The organism is Streptomyces sp. NRRL S-646 (assembly GCF_000720765.1).
Classification (GTDB): Bacteria; Actinomycetota; Actinomycetes; order Streptomycetales; family Streptomycetaceae; genus Streptomyces.
Window position 1 is genome coordinate 271,398 of the sequence record NZ_JODC01000004.1, and the last position, 18,958, is coordinate 290,355.

General features: G+C 70.5%; 16 protein-coding genes and 1 pseudogene. 6 read left to right on the top strand and 11 right to left on the bottom strand.

The features are described 5' to 3' along the window. Nucleotides 1–142: 142 nt before the first annotated feature. The 3 genes and pseudogenes from IH68_RS0109470 to IH68_RS0109480 all read right to left on the bottom strand — a co-directional run. Nucleotides 143–370: pseudogene (locus tag IH68_RS0109470) on the bottom strand (MFS transporter); the annotation flags it as partial. A 17-nt stretch (nt 371–387) separates the two neighbouring features. Next, nucleotides 388–942: a DinB family protein gene (locus IH68_RS0109475; RefSeq protein WP_030931378.1), complete on the bottom strand. Its 555-nt coding sequence runs from the start codon at nt 940–942 to the stop codon at nt 388–390. A gap of 31 nt (nt 943–973) precedes the next feature. Beyond that, nucleotides 974–1,156, bottom strand: a complete 183-nt coding sequence (locus IH68_RS0109480) for a hypothetical protein (RefSeq protein ID WP_234341294.1) — start codon at nt 1,154–1,156, stop codon at nt 974–976. Between the two features lie 199 nt (nt 1,157–1,355). On the opposite strand from IH68_RS0109480, the gene IH68_RS0109485 reads away from it, so the two are divergent. The 3 genes from IH68_RS0109485 to IH68_RS0109495 are packed head-to-tail and all read left to right on the top strand — an operon-like array spanning nt 1,356 to nt 3,966. Then, entirely contained in the window at nt 1,356–2,705 is a 1,350-nt protein-coding gene (locus IH68_RS0109485) for a GH25 family lysozyme (RefSeq protein WP_030931397.1), read from the top strand. 59 nt (nt 2,706–2,764) lie between these two features. After that, entirely contained in the window at nt 2,765–3,181 is a 417-nt protein-coding gene (locus IH68_RS0109490) for a hypothetical protein (protein WP_030931412.1), read from the top strand. Nucleotides 3,182–3,216: 35 nt separating this feature from the next. Beyond that, on the top strand, nt 3,217–3,966 hold the full coding sequence (locus tag IH68_RS0109495) for a D-Ala-D-Ala carboxypeptidase family metallohydrolase (protein ID WP_030931415.1): 750 nt from the start codon (nt 3,217–3,219) through the stop codon (nt 3,964–3,966). Nucleotides 3,967–4,027: 61 nt separating this feature from the next. On the opposite strand, the gene IH68_RS0109500 is transcribed toward IH68_RS0109495, so the two are convergent. Together IH68_RS0109500 and IH68_RS0109505 are read right to left on the bottom strand one after the other, a co-directional pair. Beyond that, nucleotides 4,028–5,026, bottom strand: coding sequence for a helix-turn-helix domain-containing protein (locus IH68_RS0109500; protein ID WP_030931418.1), 999 nt, complete (start codon nt 5,024–5,026; stop codon nt 4,028–4,030). A gap of 207 nt (nt 5,027–5,233) precedes the next feature. Then, nucleotides 5,234–6,598 carry a pyridoxal phosphate-dependent decarboxylase family protein gene (locus IH68_RS0109505; RefSeq protein ID WP_030931421.1) on the bottom strand — a complete coding sequence of 455 codons (1,365 nt, stop codon included), beginning with the start codon at nt 6,596–6,598 and terminating at the stop codon, nt 5,234–5,236. 118 nt (nt 6,599–6,716) lie between these two features. On the opposite strand from IH68_RS0109505, the gene IH68_RS0109510 reads away from it, so the two are divergent. Then, a complete protein-coding gene (locus IH68_RS0109510) occupies nt 6,717–7,211 on the top strand; it encodes a MarR family winged helix-turn-helix transcriptional regulator (RefSeq protein WP_234341297.1) in 495 nt (164 codons plus the stop codon). Nucleotides 7,212–7,491: 280 nt separating this feature from the next. Beyond that, nucleotides 7,492–9,990 (top strand): SpoIIE family protein phosphatase, encoded by a 2,499-nt coding sequence (locus IH68_RS0109520; protein ID WP_234341299.1) that lies wholly within the window; start codon nt 7,492–7,494, stop codon nt 9,988–9,990. Nucleotides 9,991–10,009: 19 nt separating this feature from the next. Here the strand turns inward: IH68_RS0109520 and IH68_RS0109525 are convergent, their stop codons facing one another. The 6 genes from IH68_RS0109525 to IH68_RS0109550 form a co-directional block, all read right to left on the bottom strand. Then, nucleotides 10,010–11,170, bottom strand: coding sequence for a substrate-binding domain-containing protein (locus tag IH68_RS0109525; protein WP_030931429.1), 1,161 nt, complete (start codon nt 11,168–11,170; stop codon nt 10,010–10,012). Nucleotides 11,171–11,226: 56 nt separating this feature from the next. Continuing rightward, nucleotides 11,227–12,333 carry an ABC transporter permease gene (locus tag IH68_RS0109530; RefSeq protein ID WP_030931431.1) on the bottom strand — a complete coding sequence of 369 codons (1,107 nt, stop codon included), beginning with the start codon at nt 12,331–12,333 and terminating at the stop codon, nt 11,227–11,229. Further along, entirely contained in the window at nt 12,330–13,877 is a 1,548-nt protein-coding gene (locus tag IH68_RS0109535) for a sugar ABC transporter ATP-binding protein (protein ID WP_030931435.1), read from the bottom strand. The genes IH68_RS0109530 and IH68_RS0109535 overlap by 4 nt, the downstream gene beginning before the upstream one ends. Before the next feature lie 135 nt (nt 13,878–14,012). Then, nucleotides 14,013–16,889, bottom strand: a complete 2,877-nt coding sequence (locus IH68_RS0109540) for a SpoIIE family protein phosphatase (protein ID WP_030931438.1) — start codon at nt 16,887–16,889, stop codon at nt 14,013–14,015. 146 nt (nt 16,890–17,035) lie between these two features. Next, nucleotides 17,036–18,004, bottom strand: coding sequence for a cyclase family protein (locus tag IH68_RS0109545; RefSeq protein WP_030931441.1), 969 nt, complete (start codon nt 18,002–18,004; stop codon nt 17,036–17,038). 258 nt (nt 18,005–18,262) lie between these two features. After that, nucleotides 18,263–18,691, bottom strand: coding sequence for a secondary thiamine-phosphate synthase enzyme YjbQ (locus tag IH68_RS0109550; RefSeq protein ID WP_030931444.1), 429 nt, complete (start codon nt 18,689–18,691; stop codon nt 18,263–18,265). A 137-nt stretch (nt 18,692–18,828) separates the two neighbouring features. Between IH68_RS0109550 and IH68_RS59720 the strand changes: the two genes are divergently transcribed. Next, nucleotides 18,829–18,897: a putative leader peptide gene (locus IH68_RS59720; RefSeq protein ID WP_351286961.1), complete on the top strand. Its 69-nt coding sequence runs from the start codon at nt 18,829–18,831 to the stop codon at nt 18,895–18,897. The last annotated feature ends 61 nt before the right edge of the window (nt 18,898–18,958 follow it).

Here is an 18,958-nt window from a genome sequence, read left to right on the forward strand (position 1 = left end):
GGTGACGAGTCCCCTGTTGTCGGCCTGGAAGCATGAGGACGTTCACCTCGGACGCTCTGCCGGCAGGCCCTCCCGAGGTCAGAACCCGTCAGCCCTCGACGGCGCCGTCCCTGTTCAACGGGCCCCAGGAGCCCTGCTGCGCCGGCCGGCGGCCCCGGGCCTGCGAGATGCGGCCCACCACGACGGTGGCGAGGGCCGAGCCGGCGGTGAACAGGGCGCTGGGCAGTCCCGCGAGGTCGGTGGAGCCGAGCATGTCCTGCGCGAGCAGGGCCCCGGCCGTGATGCCGGCCGCGAGCCCGGCCCCGCTGAGGACCTGGCTGCTGACCAGGACGGCGAGGGCGCGACGCTGTGCCTGGGGCCGGGGGGACATACCGGCGGCGGTGCTGGTCACAGGTGAGTCTCTCCCTGAGGCTGCAGAACGTCGACGACGAGATAGCCGTCGATGCGGCGCAGGTGCTCGCTGTCGGGGTCGGGCGGGAGTGCGTGGCCGAGGTTGTCCGCGCGCACCTCGCCGATCCATTGGTCGTGCTGGTACTCGTGGTTGATGAGCGAGGTCAGCAAGTGAGCGGCCACGATGGTGAGTTGGGCGGGGGCACCGACCCGGCCGGCGGCGATGTCCCCGATGCGGGCGTGGACGCGTTCGGCGACGGTCTCGCGGAACTCGGTCAGCCGTCTGACCGTGGGCAGCGTCCCGCGGAACTTCTCCGGGTTCGCCGAGTCCATCAGGGCGTCCAGCTCCGGGTCCGGGCTGGGCTCGGCCGCGGTCAGGTTGCGAATCATGAAGTGGGCGACATGGGCCTGGTGGCCCAGGTGCCAGCCGATGGCGCTGGAGTTCTCGTGCGGGCGCCAGGTCACCTCGTCCGGCGTGAGGTCCCTCCACAGGTCGTCGGTGTAGGCACGGGCACGGTCGTACTCGCGAAGCAACACGTCTACCGAAAGCATGGGTTCGCCTCTTCCGTGTTCAGGGACGCCGTCACCGCTCGCTCGGCGGCGGCGAGGGCGCCCTCGATGTGTCCTGCGTACTGGTGGCCGTCTCGGTCGACGCCCAGTGCAGCCTGCCGTGCAGCGCGGGCCGCTGGTAGAGGGGGTGCCCGAACAGGGAGTGGTCCGCGAGGCGGTGGATGGCGGGCGTGTCCGCGAAGGTACCGGTCGGCACACCGCCTCCCCCATCGCTCTCCCTCCGGCGCCCGTGTCCCAAGTTCATCCCAGCGGTATTCCGTCACCGCAGGTCACAGCCCGCATGGCTGTCCCCGCGTCCCAATCCGGGACAGGAGGACCCGGCCTTCGGACCACCGCTGCCAGCATGATCCGCGACGGGGGTTCCGGTCACTCACAAGCAAGAGGGGGAACACCAGATGGGACAGAGGACGACGCTTCTGCGGGGACTGACCCTCGCCGCAGCAGCGGTCCTGCCTTTGTACGGGCCGACGGCGGTGCAGGCGGCGGAGCCCGCAGTCACCGCGGTCGCCGTCTGCGGGCACACGAGCGCACAGCCCACGCTGCAGCGGGGATCGACGGGGAGCTCGGCGGTCGAGGCACAGTGCGAACTCAACCTGGCGACGAAGCCGAGCCGTTACACACCGATCGCGGCGGACGGCTCGTTCGGGCCGGCGACGGAGACACGGGTCAAGGAGTTCCAGCGGTGCGCCGGGCTGGGCGTGGACGGTGTGCTCGGCCCGCAGACCTGGGCGGCGCTGAACACCTGGGCCGCCCAACCGCACACGTGCGCCACCCAGGGCACGTCGGGTACGGCGCAGTCGACCGTGTGCGGCCACACCGCCGCACGTCCGACGCTGCGTCGAGGGGCGACGGGCAGCGAGGTCAAGGAAGTTCAGTGCCGGCTGAACCTGGCCATGGAACCGTTCCACTACCCGCCGCTGACCATCGACGGTGACTTCGGCGGCGGGACCGAGGGCCGGGTCATCGAGCTGCAGAACTGCGCCGGCCTCAGTGCCGACGGCGTCGTGGGCCCCAACACCTGGGCCAAACTGGTGGATTGGTCCAGCCGCAACACGTACTGCACGCCCCCGCGCCCCGCCGGCCATCCGATCGACGGCCTGGACACGGCCAAGTACCAGCATCCCGGCGGCGCGCCGATCGACTGGAAGGCCGTCCGGGCCTCGGGTGTCGAGTTCGCGACCGTCAAGGCCACCAGGGGCACGAACGTCACCGACGAATACCTCGCCACCGACCTCGAGGCGGCCAGGGCGGCTGGGCTGGCCGTCGCGCCCTACCACTTCTACACGGGCACCTCGCCCGACACGGGTGCCGCGCAGGCCGACCGTTTCATCGCCGCGGTGCGGGCGACCGGCTACACCGGGCAGCGTGCGGGCGACCTGCCGCCGGTCTTCGACCTGGAACGCATGGACGACGGCAGTGGCCGCTGTCCCACCTACGGCACGGTGGACGACACCAAAGCCTGGCTCGACAAGGTGGAAGCTGCCTTCGGCCGCACGCCGATCATCTACACCCAGAAGTCCTTCCTGGACGACTGCCTGGGTTCGACCACCGCCTTCGCCGGCTATCCGCTGCAACTCGCGGACTACCGCCAGTCGATCACCCAGCCGCCGCTGCCGAACGGCTCGACGACCTGGGCGATGTGGCAGTACACCGACGCCGCGCTGTTCCCGGGCATCAAGGCACCGGCGACCGCGGACGTGTTCAACGGCACCCAGGCCGATCTGGACCGTCTGGCCAACCGCTGATCCGCCGGAAACAGCAGAGCCCGATCGCTTTCTGACCCCTCTCACCACCGGAGACCACCATGGCCCGCAAAAGGGTGTTCGCCTCTGCGCTGTTCACCGCGGCCGCACTGCTGGGAGCGGGCGTCGCGCCCGCCTCGGCACAGCCCTCGGCCGCCGCTGTCAGCTGCTACGGCGGCGCCAGGACACTGACGTACCACTACCAGGCGGCCGCCAAGGAGTACGGCACCTACACCACGTCCTCGCGGTGCAACGACATCAACATCCGGCTCATCACGGACGAGCCGGGGGTGTACCTGGACGCCTGTGTGGTGTTCGTCGACCACACCACCAAGTGCAACAACGACGACGCGTACACCACACACGGCACCGAGTGGGGGACCGTCGCGACCGACGTCAAGGACGGCACCCACTTCGTTCTGCGGGTGCACGCCTATGACACCGACGCGCAGAACGTCACGTTCCAGATCGCCTACTGACCTCTCCCGCACCACCGTTCCCCGAAAGGGCAATCATGGCTTCCTCCTTCCGGCCCCTCAACCGCCGCGCCATGCTGCGTGGCACGCTGGCCGCCGGTGCCGGCGTCGCGTTCGGGCAGCTGCTGTTCTCGGGCACCGCAGAGGCCTATGCGTGGTCGCGCACCCTGACACAGGGCGACAGCGGCGCCGACGTGACCGAGCTGCAGATCAGAATCGCGGGGTGGGCGGCGGACAGTGCCGGCCACAGCCGGGTCGGCATCGACGGGGACTTCGGCCCCGGCACGGCGGCGGCCGTGCGCCGGTTCCAGACGGCGTACGGCCTCAGCGCCGACGCCAGCGTAGGACCCAACACCCAGGCGAAGCTCAACGCGCTGGAGCAGTCGGACGGCTCCACGCTCCACTTCAACTGGAGCGAGTTCGTGGACCAGTCGAGTGGCACCTTCGACGGCGGCAAACTCAGCGCGTCACAGGTGAAGGAGAACGTCCGCCGCTGTATGTACAAGCTGGAGGCGCTGCGCAAGAAGCTGGGCGACAAGCCGATCACGGTCAACTCCGGCTTCCGCAGCATCGCGCACAACGCCGACATCGGCGGGGCCAGTGACAGCATGCACCTGTACGGCACCGCCGCCGACCTCGACGTGCCCGGCGTGGCCAACAAGACCGTCTACCAGAAGGCGGAGACCTGTGGGTTCTCCGGGCTGGAGAGGTACACCGTCGACCACCAGCACGTCGACAGCAGGGCCGACCTCGGGCGCGACTGGTGGTGGGAGAGCGGCACGATCTGACGCCGCTTTCGGGGGAGCGGAGCTCCGGGTGGCGCCGTGGCGGTGCCCGGAGCTCCGGACGTCAGCTCTTCGGTGTGTCCTTCAACGCCGCCTCGCAGGAGGGCCAGTCGTGGAAGTCGTGCCGGACGCTCCACAGCCGATGAGCCGCCTTGATGTTCCAGTCCGGGTCGAACGCCCGGCGCGGTGTGCCGTCGAGGTCCCGCAGGCGGGCGTCGGAGATCTGGAACACGCCCCAGTTGCGGCTGCCGTTGGTGTTGGGCAGCACCCACAACGGGTCGAGGAACGACGCACAGCGGGCGATGGCCACGGCCGTGTCGGGATCCTCGACGAACACCTCCCGGATCCGCTTCGTCACCTCGGCCGGCGACCAGGTCGTCATGCTCACCTTCTGCGCATAGAGCGCCTTCTTGGTGTCCTCGTCGACCACGCCTCGGGCCGTCACTCCCGCCAGCACCTGGAACGCGGTCACTCTGCGCAGTGTCTCCGGCCCGAAGTCCCCGTCGACTGCGAGTCTGCCCTTGGCCCGCACCAACAGGTTCTGGACCTCGCGCACGCACTCGTCGTGCTCCCCCATGCTCACGGTTGCGCACGCCGGGGACTCCAGCACCTTGCCCTTGGCCGCCGGCTCACCGGCCGGACCACTGCCGGGCAGCCACACGAAGCCGGCCACCAGTACCACCGCGGCGACGGCGGCCAGCACCGCCACACGGGAGGACAGCTTCTCGGGCATCCGGGACCGTCGCGGCTTTTCGGTCCCGTCGGGGGTGATCTCCGGCGGGGTGATCTCCTCGGCAGTCGCAGCCGGTACGTCCCGCTCGGTGTCCGCCAGCGCCCACAGCCGGTGCAGTTCGCGGAGCTCCTCCGCACTGGCGCCGCACACCTTGGCGAAGGCGTGCACCACCCGGTAGTCCGTGGGGACGCTGAGGCCGGAGCAGTACCGATGCAGACTGGAACCACTGACGCCCGCCTCCTTGCCGAGGCGGTCGTAGCCCCGACCGCTGCGGTCCTTCAGCATCCGAAGGCAGGCGGCGAACTTTTCGGCATGCGGAGAGGCAACCACGCATCCACCCTTGCTCAAGCCTCTACTGACGGAGAGAAGCTACACGGTGTGAAGGTAGTGTGTACGCCCTTTCTCTTCCGAATGTGACCGTAAACTTCCTTTCCAATAACGGTATTTGACAAAGAGTCAACCGGCTGGCGACGGGCGGGTGCGGTCAGGGGTACGGCAGTCAGGTCCTGACTCCGCCCTGGGGTCCGGCGGGGCGAATCAGCGGGACCGGGTCAGTTGCTCAACCCGGTGGTGCAGGTGCTCGACGTGGTGTTCGGACTCCGGCTTCATCAGGACGCTGCGGAGGATCCGGGCGGCGTCGGTGTCTGTTGTGATCTTGGGGTGGCGGGCGGTGAACGCCTCGTGGCCGGCCTTGAGGGTGCTGACGTACACGGGATCGGGGGCCGTCATGCCGTCCGCCAGGATGCGCGCGGATGCCGCGTCGATGCCGCTGAGGGTCGCGGGATCGACAGCGGGGAAGTAGGTGACGATGTCCAACTGGGGCTGCTGGTAGAGCTCCAGGAGGTCCGAGGTCTCGATCAGGTCCGCCCACTTCAGGGCCGCTCGGCGGCCGGCCGCCAGGACCCGGCCGAGACCGTCGGGGGTGGGCGGCAGGAGCTGGAAGGTGAGCCACAGGGCGGCCGCGGAGGCGCCGGCGCGGGAGCATTCCAGGCTGATCTCGCCGAGGTGCAGCTCGGCGGAGGTGAAGTAGGTGTACGGCGAGTCATGGAGGTAGAAGCGGCCCACCTCGGGGTCGCGGAAGAGGACGGCTCCGCAGCCGTAGGGCTGCAGGCCGTGCTTGTGGGGGTCGACGACGACCGAGTCGGCGCATGCGATGGCACGCCAGGGCTCGGGCGCCAGCCCCTCGATGCCGGCGGCTCCGGCCAGGAGCGTGAAGAAGCCGCCGTACGCGGCGTCGACGTGGACGCGGACGCCATACCGCTCGGCCAGGGGCAGGATGTCGTGAACGGGGTCGACGGCGCCCAGTCCGGTGGTGCCGGTGGTGACGACGACGGTGCCCACCTGACCGGTGCGCAGTACGCCCTCCAGCGCTTCGAGGTCCATCCGTCCCTGGCTGTCGGTGCGGACGGGGTGGCTCGTCATACCCAGCACGTGACACATGCGGCCGTGGGTGTAGTGGGCGTCGGCACTGTGGGCGATGCCGCGGCCGGGGTGGAGTTCGCGGGCGACGAAGAGGGCTTCGAGGTTGGCGATCGTGCCGCTGGTGGTGAGGTGGCCGAGGTGGGTGTCGTAACCGAACATCGCGGCGAGCTGCGCGACGACCTCCCGTTCCATCGCGGCGGTGGCGGGGCCGCCGTCCAGGGCGTGGTTGTTGGGGTTGATCAGCATGGCGGTGAGGTAGCCGACCACCGCCGCGGGGTGCGGGGGCTTGAGCATCTGGCCCGCGTAGTGCGGGTGGAAGAAGGGGTAGTTGTCCTTCAGCCTCTCGGTGAACCCTGCGAAGACCGACGCGAAGCGGTCGTCGTCCACCTGCAGGGACGGGTGGCGCTGATAGGGACCGAAGGCCTCGGTCCAGTCCTGTATCGCGTGGGTGGCCCGGCTGAGCCAGTGCTGCAGGTCCACGTTGATCTTCCTCTCGCTCGCGATGGTGAGCTCACTTCTCGAGAATTTAGCTGAGCAGTCAGCAATTGACTAGTCAGCGATTGAGACAGCAGTAGGTGAGGAAGCAGTAAAATCGACGATGATGAACCCCACCCCGCAGCCCAGCGACGAAGTCGCAGCCCGTGCCGCCAACAGCCCGCTTGTGCGGGACTTCGGCCTGCTGATCAAGTCCGCCACGCGCCTGGAACAGCGCATCGACAGCGCGCTGCGGCAGGAGTGCGGGATCAGCCACACCATGCTTGAGGTGCTGATACGTCTCTGCCGCCGCCCCGGCGAGGAGGTCTCCCAGCGACAGCTGGCCGACGACCTCACCCTCACCAGCAGCGGCACCACCCGCCTGGTCGACCGCATGGAGGACGCCGGCCTGGTCCGTCGCGTACCGTCCGCCGAGGACCGGAGGGTGGCCCTGGTGGAGCCGACCCCCGAAGGACGTACGGCGTTCGTGCGGGCGGCGGCCGTCCATGCACAGGTGGTGGAGAAGTACTTCGTCAAACCGCTGACAGCCGACGACTACACGCAGCTGACCGGAGCACTGGGCGAGATCGACAAGGCCCTTCGCGAAGACAACGGTTGAGACCCCCGTCAGGGCAACCCCTGGTTTAGCTTGAGGGCCCACCGTTGACAGCCCCTGCGCGGCTCCAGGGCGCCCTGGCCCAGAGAGGCTTCCAACTCGTCGGTAACCCTCTCCCTCATGATCGGGCAACCTGGCGAACGTTCCCCGGCTCCGTCCGGCCTGCGGGGACAAAATCCGCTTACCCATACCGGCCCGACATCCCGCCTCAGAGTGGTGCGAGTGACCCTAAACTGGGAAAAGCACTCCCGGGATGATCGAGGGCAGCGTGTCGGCCAACGGTATGGCATCGAGCTCATACCCGCTCAGCGCCGCGGGTGTCGGCGAAGCGCCCGAGCGCGACGACGCGTTGGCGAGGGCCGTGGTCCATGCCGTGGAGGTCACCGGAGCACATACCGGAAGCGTGTTCCTGCTCTCCGGCGACCATCGCTCGCTCGTCGTGGCCGCGTCCTGCGGGACACCGCCCTCTCTGCTCAGCGGGTGGCGTCGGATCCCGGTCAACAGCCGTATGCCGGTGGCGGAGGCGTGCCGCTCCGGGCGCATGGTCCACCTGGCCGGCGCGGAGGAGACGATGCGGCGCTTCCCCCAGCTCTCGATCGCCCTGCCCTACCCGTTCGGCTCTGCATCGGTCCCCGTACGGGCGGGCGAGCGGACGTTCGGCGCCATCGCCGTGGTGTGGACGCCCAGGCCGGACGGGACAGGACTGTCGAGGGCGCAGCGCGGCCAGTTGCGCTCCGCCGCCGACCGGCTGGGCACCGCCCTCGCCGGACTGCGGGCCCGCGGCACGCTCGGTGAGTACGACGAGCGGACGGCTCCGGTACTGGTCCCGCTGCCGTCCGCTCCGGCGATCCGGGTGGGCCTGTTCGACTGGAACCTCGACACCGGAGCCCTCACTGCCGACGACGAGCTGTGCGCGATCTTCGGGATTGCGCCCCGCGCGTTCGACGGTCGGGCGGCCACACTGGCGGCCTGCATCGAGCCGGCGGATCTGCCCGGTTTCGGGTCCGCCGCCCGCGCCGCGGTCGAGGAGGGACACCTACTGGCGCACCGCCTACGGATCCTGGACGGTCGTGGTGGACACCGCGTCGTCGAGCTGTGGGGCCGGGTACCGGAGAGCCCCGACGACTCGGAGGCCTCTTGCCACCTGGTCGGCGCCGTGCTGGATTCCGGGAGCGGCATGGCCGCCGTGGCGGCGATCGAGCGGCTCGCGGACGGTTTCTTCGCGCTCTCTCCCGACGGACGCCTCGTCTACGCCAACCACAGCCTCGAGGATCTGCTGCGGGTCCGCCAGGACGAACTGCTCGACCGGCGCCTCTGGGACATCCTGCCCTGGCTGGCCGATCCCGTGTACGAGGACCGCTACCGGGCCGCCGCCGTCTCCCAGCAACCGGTCTCCTTCCTGGTCCGCCGCCCGCCGGACCAGTGGCTGGTCTTCTCCCTCCACCCGGGCGCTCAGGGCATGACGGGATGGGCCTCACGAGTGCGGCAGCCCGTACCGGCCGGCACCATACCCGGTGCACCAGTCACCGAGGAGGGGCCGCCCATCTCCTCGGCACCTCCGCCCGGGGCTCCCCGCGTGGGTTCCCTCTACCGGGTGCTCACGCTGGGCAGCGCCCTCACCGAGGCGGCCACCGCGGACGAGGTGTTCGATGCCGTCGCCGAACAGTTGCTGCCGGCGTTCGGCGGCCAGAAGCTGGCGATCGCCGTGGTGGAGGAACGGCGCCTGCACCTGCTCGCTCAGCGCGGCCTGTCGAAACGCTTTCTCGCCCGGTTCGAAGGCACCCCGCTGCATGCCCGGCTGCCCGTGACGGACGCTCTGACCTCCGGGGTCCCGCTGTTCGTCGAGTCCCGGGAGCAGCTCCGCGAGAGCTACCCCGGGCTCATGGTGGGTCACACCAACTCCTGGGCGTTCCTGCCGCTGATCGCCTCGAACCACCCGGTCGGCGCCTGCATTCTCGGCTTCGACGACATCCACCGGTTCCCCGACGAGGAGCGCGGAGTCCTCACCGCACTGGGCGGCCTGATCGGCCAGGCGCTGGAACGCGCCAGACTCTACGACGCCGAATTCGCCCTCGCCCGCGGCCTGCAGCACGCGCTGCTGCCGCACCGGCTGCCCACTGTGCCGGGGCTGCACGTCACCGGGCGTTATCTTCCGGGCACCAGGGGGATGGACATCGGTGGCGACTGGTACGACGTCATCCCCACCGGCGACGAAGTCGCACTGATCGTCGGGGACGTCGAGGGGCACAACGTCCCCGCCGCGGCCGCCATGGGCCAACTGCGCAGCGCCATGCGGGCATTCGTCGCCGCCGGCCACCGACCGAGCGACGTCGCCGCCGGCACCAACCGGCTCCACATGGACCTCGACCCGGTGCTCCTCGCCAGTTGCTGCTACGCCCAATTCCATCCCCGCTCGGGGATCGTGCGCATGGTCCGCGCGGGCCATCTCCCGCCCCTGCTGCGCCTGCCCGACGGGCACACCAAGATCCTGGACGTGCCCGGCGGCCCACTGCTCGGCATCGACGCGACGGCGCGCTTTCCGGAGTCGGAGCTGCGTCTCGCTCCCGGCTCGGTCCTGGCCCTCTATACGGACGGGTTGATCGAGAGGCGCGACTCTGACATCGGCTCCGACATCGAGCGACTCCGGGGGTCGCTGGCCCGGCTTGGCGGGGGCAGCCTGGACGATCTGGCCGACGGGCTGCTGCGGGATGCCTGCCACGCTTCCCCCGACAGGGCGGACGACATCGCGCTCCTGCTCACCGAGTACGCCCCGCCACGTTGACCAGCCACTGCCGCCACTGTCACATGCGCCAGATCTTCCGGTACGCCTCCCGGTATCCCGCCGGATCCCAGGTCGTGGCGCCGTGGCTGTTGTCGGCCGTGCTGATGTGGACGGGGGCCACATACCCGCTGGCCGGCCGGCCGGAGAAGGCGCGGTTGAACTCGTCGACGATCTGCCAGCCCTGCTGGGACAGCGGCTCCGGCACGGTGGCCGCCTGGTACTGCTTGCTGTTGATGCGCTGGAAGGCGGAGGGGTCGCCGTCGCCGGCGCCGATGTTGAAGGGCGGGCCGGAACCCTTCTTGCCGGCCGCGCGGAACGCCGGGGCGGCATCGGCGAAGTACAGGTCGTTGATGGCGACGGAGTGGGTCCATCTCCCCTGGAAACGGGAGAGCAGTGAGGAGATCTCCCGGGGCGTGCGACTGCCGGCATCCGGGATCGGGATGTTCTCGTACGCCAGCAGCTCTACCCCCGCGCAGGTGGCCAGCTCCTTCCTGATCAGGTCGGACTTGTACTTGGCGAAGGGGATCGAGGCATCGGTGAAGACCACGGCCCCGGCTGTGCCGTCGGAGCTCGAGATGACCCACTGCGCACTGGCTCTGGCCACGTCCTCGACTTTGGTGGTGACGTTGGTGAAGAGCCTGGGGCGGCGGCTGGGGCCGGGGGAAGCGACCGCGTGCCAGCCGATGAGCGGGATGCCTGCCGCGTTCGCACGCGCCACCTGCTGCGAGGTCGAGCCAGGGTCGAAGCCCCCGATGACGATGCCCGAGGGTCTGACGTCCACGGCCTCGCTCATCGCCGCCTGGATGCCGGCGGGGGTGCCGCCACCGTCGATCACCCGTACGTGCCAGCCGATGACGCGCGCGGCTTTCCGCACACTGTCCGCGGCGCCCGCGACTCCGGGATTGGTCATGGTCTGGGCGACGTAGACGATGGTCTTGCCGGCCACCGCGGTGGGACCGCTGGTCGGTCCGTTCCAGGGGATGTCGGTCCGCTCCGCCCGGCTGACGGCGGCCTGGGCCCTGGTCTGGGCCGCGGGGCAGCCGCTCGGACCCGAGGTGGTGTGCGCCGGGCCGCTCGACGAGCCGCGTTCACAGCCGGCCAGCACGAGGACCGCGGCCACCAGGGCGGTGGCAGTGGACCGCGCGTTGCGGACGGTGGGGGTGTTGCGGTTGCGGTGCACGGAAGCTCCTTGCGGAGGATGCCGCCCGGGCACTTTGGCGGTGCCCGCGGCGTGGGTCATGGAGGGCTGCCCGGCGTGCCGTCGTCCTGTGTCACGGCGGGCGAATCGCGGGCGCCGACCGCGCCGGTGCGCAGTCGGCGACGAGCGGAGTAGCCGGCCAGTCCGACGGCGAGGAGCAGGGTGCCGCCGTAGAACAACGGGACCGTCCAGAAATCGCCGCCCATCTGGGCGATGCCGGTGAGGCCGACGGCGAGGACGGCGACGGCGACGAGGGTGCCCAGGGCGTTGGGGCGCCCGGGCTTGATGGCGGTGGAGCCGAGGAGGGCCCCGACGAACGCGGGCAGCAGGTAGTCGAGGCCGACGCTGGGATTGCCGATCTGCTGCTGGGCCGCGAGCAGCACTCCGTCGAAGCCGACGATCAGTCCCGACGCGGCGAAGGCGTAGACGGTGTACTTGCGGGTCGGGATGCCGACCAGGTCGGCGGCGCGCGGGTTCGATCCGACGACGTGCAGGTACCTGCCGAGCGGCAGCCGCTCCAGAACCACCCAGAGGGCGACCGCGAGCACGAGCACGTAGAAGGCGGGAACCGGCAGGCCGAGGAACGTCGAGTCGTAGATGTCGGTGAAGGCGGCCGGGAGGCCTTGCGGGCCGGGGACGATCCGGCTGCCGCCGGTGACCCAGCCGGTCACCGCGTACATCATGCTGCCGGTTCCGAGGGTGGCGATGAACGAGTCGATCCGTCCGAATTCGACGACGACACCGTTGAGGACGCCCACGACACCCCCTCCGGCGATCACCGTGAGGCAGGCGAGCGGCCAGGGCCACCCGTCGGCCACGACGAGCTGCATCACCATGACGTGCGCCAGGCCGAGACCGTAGCCGATGGAGAGATCGAACGCGCCGGTCACGATGGGGACCATCGCGGCGAGTGCGAGGACGGCCGGGATCGACTGGTTGGACAGGATCGAGTCGACGGTGTCCCGGGTGGGAAAGGTACGCGGCAGGGTGAGGGAGAAGATCAGGAAGAGCAGGGCGGTGAGGGTCAGGAGGCCGTAGGCGCCGATGAGTTGCCCGCTCCGGCCGTGCAGTCGGGCGAGTCGCCTCGGTGGGCCAGGGCGACGCGGCCGTGGCGGGGGCGCAGCCGGAGAGGGGGAGCCGGTCACGGATTCGCCGCGGTTCCGGAGGAGGGCAGGGCCGAAGCCGCCCGCGTGAGCTCGGTGACCGTGAGGGCGGGGCCGGTCAGCTCGGTCGTGACGGATCCGCGGACGAAGACCAGGGCGCGCCGGCACACGCCCGCGACCTCCTCGAAGTCGCTGGAGATGAGGAGGACCGCGAGGCCGGCGGCGAGCGCCTCGTCGAGCAGGCGGTGGATCGCGGCTTTGGCACCGATGTCCACGCTCGCCGTCGGTTCCTCGAGGATCAGCAGGCGCAGGGCCAGCCGCAGCCACCGGCCGATCATGACCTTCTGCTGGTTCCCCCCGGACAGGGTGGCGATGGCGGCCTCGCTGTCGTGGGGACGCACCGAGAACCGTTCCATCAGGGTGCCGGCCTCGGCGCGTTCACGGCGGGGGCTGATCCAGCACAGCGCCGACATGCCTCCCGCCCGGGGGTTGGCCAGGAGGTTCTCCCGTACGGTCAGCTCGGCGAGGCAACCCTCCCGCTGTCTGTCACCGGGTACGAGGGCGACACCCCGTCCGACGGCGTCCGCGACCGTACGGGGATGGTACGGGCGACCGCCGAGAAGGGCCCGTCCCCCGAGGAGGGGCCGGGCGCCCGCGAGGGCCCGGGCGAGACCCATGTGTCCCGCGCCCGTGAGGCCGACCAGGCCGAGGACTTCCCCCCGCCTGAGCTCCAGACTGACCGGTCCCGCGTCGGGGGTGCGCACCCTGTCCAGGGTCAGGACGGCCGGGCCGCCGGCCGGGGTGGTGGCGGGGCGGTGATCGGCCGGCCCCTCGCCGGTGATGGCGCGCACCAGGCGGGCAGGAGTGTGGGTCGCCGTCGAGCCGTGGCTGACCAGGCGTCCGTCGCGCAGCACGGCGAAGGTGTCGGCGACCTCGTACACCTCGTCGAGGCGATGGCTGACGTAGAGGATGCCGTGCCCCCGGTCGCGCAGGGTGTGCAGCACCCGGAACAGCCGGGTGCAGTCCGCGGCGGGCAGGCGGGCGGTCGGCTCGTCGAGGACGATGAGTCTCGCCCGTGCCGCCAGGGCTCGTGCGACGGCGACAAGCGAACGCTCGGCCGGGGCGAGGCGGGAGATCGGCGTGTCGGGGTCGAGATGTCCGGCGACGACCCGCAGGGCCTCGGTGCAGTGTTCTCGGGTGAGCCGCCAGGAGATCAGTCCGGCGCGGCGCGGATACCCGGTGCTCAGAGCGATGTTCTCGGCTACCGTCATCCACTCCACCAGGCCGAGATCCTGATGGATGAAGGACATGTGCCGGGAAGCGGCGTGACTCCCGAGCGGGTGCCCGGCCACGGTGACCTGCCCCGAGTCGGCGTGGTGGACGCCGGCGAGCACCTTGATGAGCGTGGACTTCCCGGCTCCGTTGGGACCGAGGAGGGCGAGGACGCTGCCGGCGTGGACATCGAGGTCGACCCCGGCGAGCGCGAGGGTTCCCCCGAAGCGCTTGGCAAGTCCGCGGACACGGACGAGAGGTTCCGCCCCGAAGGGCGGGACCGCATGCGCAGAGGTGTCGTGGGCCTCGTGCACGGACCTCTCCGGGGTTGGACCTGTCGTGTTCTTCCGATGTACATCAGTGACATTAGCGTCACATATCGCACATTTTCTGACATCTGGCCGCTCTCTGTTACCCCAACGGAGCAGCGAATCGCCGGGGTCGGCGCCTCAGGCCCCCTCGAGCCCGCATTCGGCCCAGATGACCTTGCCCTGCTGGGTGTAGCGCGTGCCCCAGCTCTGCGTCAGCTGCGCGACGAGGAACAGGCCGCGGCCGCCCTCGTCGGTGCTGGCCGCCCGGCGCAGGTGCGGGGCGGTGTTGCTGGTGTCGGAGACCTCGCAGATCAGGGTGCGGTCGTGGAGCAGCCGTACCCGGATGGGCCCTGCGCCGTGGCGGATGGCGTTCGTGACCAGCTCGCTGAGCACCAGTTCGGCGGCGAACGCGGCCTCGTCGAGTCCCCAGTCGGTCAGTTGCCGGGTGGCGGAGGCGCGGACCTCGCTGACCAGGGCCGGATCCGCGGGCAGGTCCCAGGTGGCTATCCGCTGGGGGTCCAGGGCGTGGGTGCGGGCGACGAGCAGGGCGATGTCGTCGCAGGGGTGGGCGGGGGCCACCGTGTCGAGTACCGCCTCGCAGGTCTCGTCGGGCGTGCCGTTCGCCTGGGCCAGCGTGGCGCGCAGCTGATCGAGGACCACGTCGACGTCGCGGTGACGGTCCTCGATGAGCCCGTCGGTGTAGAGGACCAGCCGGCTGTTCTCAGGGAGGTCGAGCTCGGCGGCTTCGAACGGCAGACCGCCGAGGCCGAGCGGGGGTCCGGCGGGCAGGTCGGGGAACCACACGGTGCCGTCGGGGTGGACCAGAGCGGGCGGGGGATGGCCGGCGCGGGCCATGGTGCACTGCTGTGTGGTCGGGTCGTAGATGGCGTAGAGACAGGTCGCGCCGATGATGCCTGCGTCCACGGCGCCGGGGTCCTCCCGGTCAAGGCGTCCCACGAGTTTGTCGAGGTGGGTGAGGACCTCGTCCGGGGGGAAGTCGAGTTCGGCGAAACTGCGGGCGGCCGTGCGCAGCCGCCCCATGGTGGCCGCGGAGAGCATGCCGTGGCCGACGACGTCGCCGACGAAGAGCCCGATGCGGCTGCCGGACAGGGGTATGACGTCGTACCAGTCCCCTCCGACGTCGGATTCGGCGGGCAGGTAGCGATGGGCGACCTCGACGGCGTCCTGGTCCGGCACACCGTGCGGGAGCAGGCTGCGCTGCAGGGCCAGGACCATGGCGCGTTCGCGTGTGTAGCGCCGGGCGTTGTCGATGGACAGTGCGGCACGGGCGGCCAGTTCCTGGGCCAGCGACCGGTCGTCGTCCCCGAACGGTGGCGAGTCCTGCGCGCGGTAGAAGCCGGCCACGCCCAGAACTGCGCCGCGGGCGACCAGGGGCACCGCGATGAGGGAGTGGACGTGGCTCAGCAGCTGTGCGGAGTGCTCAGGGTCCTGCCCGAACCAGCCCGCGGCAGCCTTCAGGTCCGGTTCCAGCACTGCCTGGCCGCTCGTCAGACACCGCGACTGCGGCATCGTCGGACCGTAGTCGACCTGCTTGCCGACCGGGTGGAAGGGACAGTCGTCATGGATGCCGTGGACCACCGTACGGCGTAGGTCACTGCGAGGATCGGCGGATTCCTCGCCGCGGAGCACGGCTTCCGGCAGGTCGATGGTGACGAAGTCGGCCAGTTGCGGCACCGCCGACTCGGCGAGCTCCCGGGCGGTAGTGCGCACATCCAGGGTCGTACCTATGCGGACGCCGGCCTCGGACAGCAATTCCAGGCGGCGGCGCGCGGCCAGGGCGTAGGTCCCCACGTGCGGCTCCCCCACCATCATGAGCCCTCTTGCCGAGGGCGGGGAGTCGGAGTGCTCGTCCGTCGTGCCGTCGCCGGCCGTGACGCGCTCGACGCCCACGGGGACAGGGCCGTGCTCCGTGCCGGGAAGATACTCCGACGGCGGGGTGACAGGGAGCTGCCCGCGCGCCAGGTCGGGAACGGCCCCGGAGAACGTGAGGGAGGTGGCGACGGCAAGCTCGGCAGGGGGGCCCAGCGGCTCGTGGACCTGATGCGGGAAGGCGAGGGGCTCGCGCGGTGAGGGACCGGGGACCACGGCCTCGATGGCGAAGCCCTCCACTCCGGAGGCACTCGTCATCGGCCGGCTCACGAGCGTGACCCGACGGCCGTCGGACAGGGGCACGTCGGCACAGGCCCGCTGCGCGCAGGCGATCAGCTCGGCGGCCTTCTCCATGAGGATCGCCCGGTCGCGGGGGCTCATCTCCACGGCCAGTTCCCGCACCCCTATGCGGTGCCGAAAACCTGCGGCGGCCTCGGCTCCGCTGTCCAGGTACGCCCGCAGCAGAGCGCGCTCACGCGAGGAACTCTGCCCCAGCAGCCGCCGCTCGATGGTCTCGGCCGCCTTGCGTATCACGGTGTCCAGCGCCGGGTCCTCGGCGCTGCGCGGATAGCCGAAGCACAGGACGCCCTCGATGCGGCCGCTGAGCGGGTCGCGGACGGGAAGCGCGCGGCAGGCACTGCCCTGGGAGCGCTCGGCGAAGTGCTCGGCACCGTAGACCCGGATGGGTTGGCGCTCGGCCAGGGCGAGACCGATGCCGTTGGTACCCGCGACCTTCTCGGCGAACACGAACCCGGGGACGCTCTGGATGGCCGGGAGAGCTCTGGCCAGCGACGCTTCTCCGAAACGGCGCAGGAGAACCGTCCCGCTCGCATCGGCGAGGGAGATGTTCATCGCGCTGCCGGCGAACGTGGCCTGCAGCCGGTCGAGCACCGGAACGGCCGCGCGGACGATCCGTCCGTCCGGTTCGAAGTCCTCCCGGAAGGGAAGGTCGGGCTGGTCCGGTGACAGCCCCAGGGTCCGGCAGCGCCGCCAGGAATCCAGGATCGACGCGCGCACACCCGTCTCGACCGGCTCACCCTGCAGGAACCGCTCACGGAAACTGGCGGGCCCCGTGCCGCCTGGCGCACGCCCCGTCGGTATCGGTTCTTCGCCGGCCCGAACCACGCTCCGCCTCACTCGCGCCTTCGACAGTCAACCCTTCCGAAATGTCTGATATGGACGAGGATACGGGTATTGGAGGCGCGAGTCACCGTTCACAAGGCCCCTCACACACGGTGACCGGACCGGCTCGGCGTCACAGGACATCGGTGTCACAGGACCGCGACCGGGTTGACGGGCGAGCCCGTCCCGCCCGGGACGTTCAGCGGCGCCACGACGAGCATGAAGTCGTAGCGCCCCGCCGTCGCGGTCGCGGCGGACAGCGCTTCCAGGTCGAGGTTGTCCAGCAGTGGCATCCCCATCGCGGCCACAGCCAGGGCGTGGACCGGCGAGTGCACGCCGTCCACGGGTGAGGGCCGTACGTCACTGTCGCCGTCTCCGCCAAGCAGCGCGATGCCACGCTCGGCCAGCAGCGGCAGGGCGTCCACATGGAAGCCCGCGCTGGCCGTGTCGGGGTCCCAGGCGCCGAGTGCCTCGCGGCGCCGGACGTGTCCGGAGCGCAGCAGTACCGCGTCGCCGTCGCCGATCGTCACATCGAGCGCCTTCTCCACAGCGACGATGTCCTTGGCGTGCACCGCTCGTCCCGGCTCCAACCAGTGGATCCCGAGGACGGCGGGCAGGTCGAGGAGCACTCCCCTCGTGACGAGGGACCCGAGCGTCGACACCGCGCCGAAGCGGGCGCCTGCGGCATCGACGACCTCGTGTGCCGTGCGGCCGTCGTAGAGCTGCCCCCGATAGGCGATGTGGCACAGCGCGTCGAGGTGGGTGATGCCCTTGCCGTGATAGTCGGCGGCGATGAAGTCCTTGTGGGTGGAGGGTTCCGGCGCCTCCACGTCACCGAGGTCGGTCATGTGGTGCAGGGCGGGCTTGCGGTTGCCGGGGCCGGGGCGGGTGTTCCACGGCAGCGCCAGCGGGACGACCGTCCCGGTCCGCACGCCCGCTGCGGCCCGCCGCACATGGTCCGCTGTGACCCGGTTCCAGGCACCGCGGTCGGCCGGGGACCAGCGACCCCACGTGCGAACCGCCTCGAAGAGTGCGTCGAACTCCCGACGGGAGACGGCGGGCCCGTTGCCGACGCCGGTCGGCGCGGGATTCGCGGCATCGGCGGAACTCGGACTCATCTGCACTCACCGCTCCCGGGCTGGAACGGCTCCGACGCCAGGACGTCACCGGACGCGACACGGATCGGGCTGACGGGGTGTGCGCCCGGCTGACGCCGTGACACGGAGAAGCACCGTCCTCGTGATCGGAAAACCAGCTTCGCACATTCACGGTGCCCTTGGAGAGGTGTGCCCGCAGAGAGGGGTTGTACAGGTTTCGTCGCCACCGCGCCGGGTCCCCCATCCCGGCGCACGTCCACCGCGGTACCGAGGTTGCAGTCACGAGCCCGCAAGAAACGAGAAGCGCACCTTCCGCTCCGCGTTGTCCCTGTTCGTATCCACCAGACACACCGACTGCCAAGTCCCCAACTCCAGCCCGCCACCCACCACGGGCAGCGTCGCATGCGGCGGTACGAGCGCCGGGAGGACGTGGTCGCGGCCGTGGCCGGGGCTGCCGTGGCGGTGCTGCCAGCGGTCGTCGGCGGGGAGGAGGGTGTGGAGGGTGGCGAGGAGGTCGTCGTCGCTGCCGGAACCCGTTTCGAGGATCGCGATTCCGGCCGTGGCGTGCGGGACGAAGACGTTCAGGAGGCCGTCGCGGCCGGCGGCCGCCTCCCGCAGGAAGGCCTCGCAGTCGCGGGTCAGGTCGACGACCTGCTCCGTGGAGCCGGTGGCGACGTTCAGGACTCGGGTGGTGAAGGCATCTGACATGCAGCCCATCCTGACCCATTCGCCGGGTTTCGCAGGTCAACGGCGGTTCGCTTGTCGATACGGATGGTCCAGTCCGCGAGACGCCATTGACCGTGCACGGACGACCTGGCTACTTTCACCGCATGTTGCGTTCAGCCATGCTCACCACGCGCGGTCACATCGACCTGCTGCGGGTGGCCTCCGCCGCGTGTCGCCGCGGCTGCTGACGCCTTCCCCACTTTTCCCACTCCCCCATTGCCTGTACTTCGCCGTACCCGCACGCTCCGC

Excerpts from the sequence above, each read along its gene's own strand:
- IH68_RS0109550 (WP_030931444.1), bottom strand. The coding sequence starts at position 18,691 with ATGTCAGATGCCTTCACCACCCGAGTCCTGAACGTCGCCACCGGCTCC.
- IH68_RS0109520 (WP_234341299.1), top strand. The coding sequence starts at position 7,492 with ATGGCATCGAGCTCATACCCGCTCAGCGCCGCGGGTGTCGGCGAAGCG.
- IH68_RS0109485 (WP_030931397.1), top strand. The coding sequence starts at position 1,356 with ATGGGACAGAGGACGACGCTTCTGCGGGGACTGACCCTCGCCGCAGCA.
- IH68_RS0109510 (WP_234341297.1), top strand. The coding sequence starts at position 6,717 with ATGATGAACCCCACCCCGCAGCCCAGCGACGAAGTCGCAGCCCGTGCC.
- IH68_RS0109495 (WP_030931415.1), top strand. The coding sequence starts at position 3,217 with ATGGCTTCCTCCTTCCGGCCCCTCAACCGCCGCGCCATGCTGCGTGGC.
- IH68_RS0109490 (WP_030931412.1), top strand. The coding sequence starts at position 2,765 with ATGGCCCGCAAAAGGGTGTTCGCCTCTGCGCTGTTCACCGCGGCCGCA.
- IH68_RS0109545 (WP_030931441.1), bottom strand. The coding sequence starts at position 18,004 with ATGAGTCCGAGTTCCGCCGATGCCGCGAATCCCGCGCCGACCGGCGTC.
- IH68_RS0109475 (WP_030931378.1), bottom strand. The coding sequence starts at position 942 with ATGCTTTCGGTAGACGTGTTGCTTCGCGAGTACGACCGTGCCCGTGCC.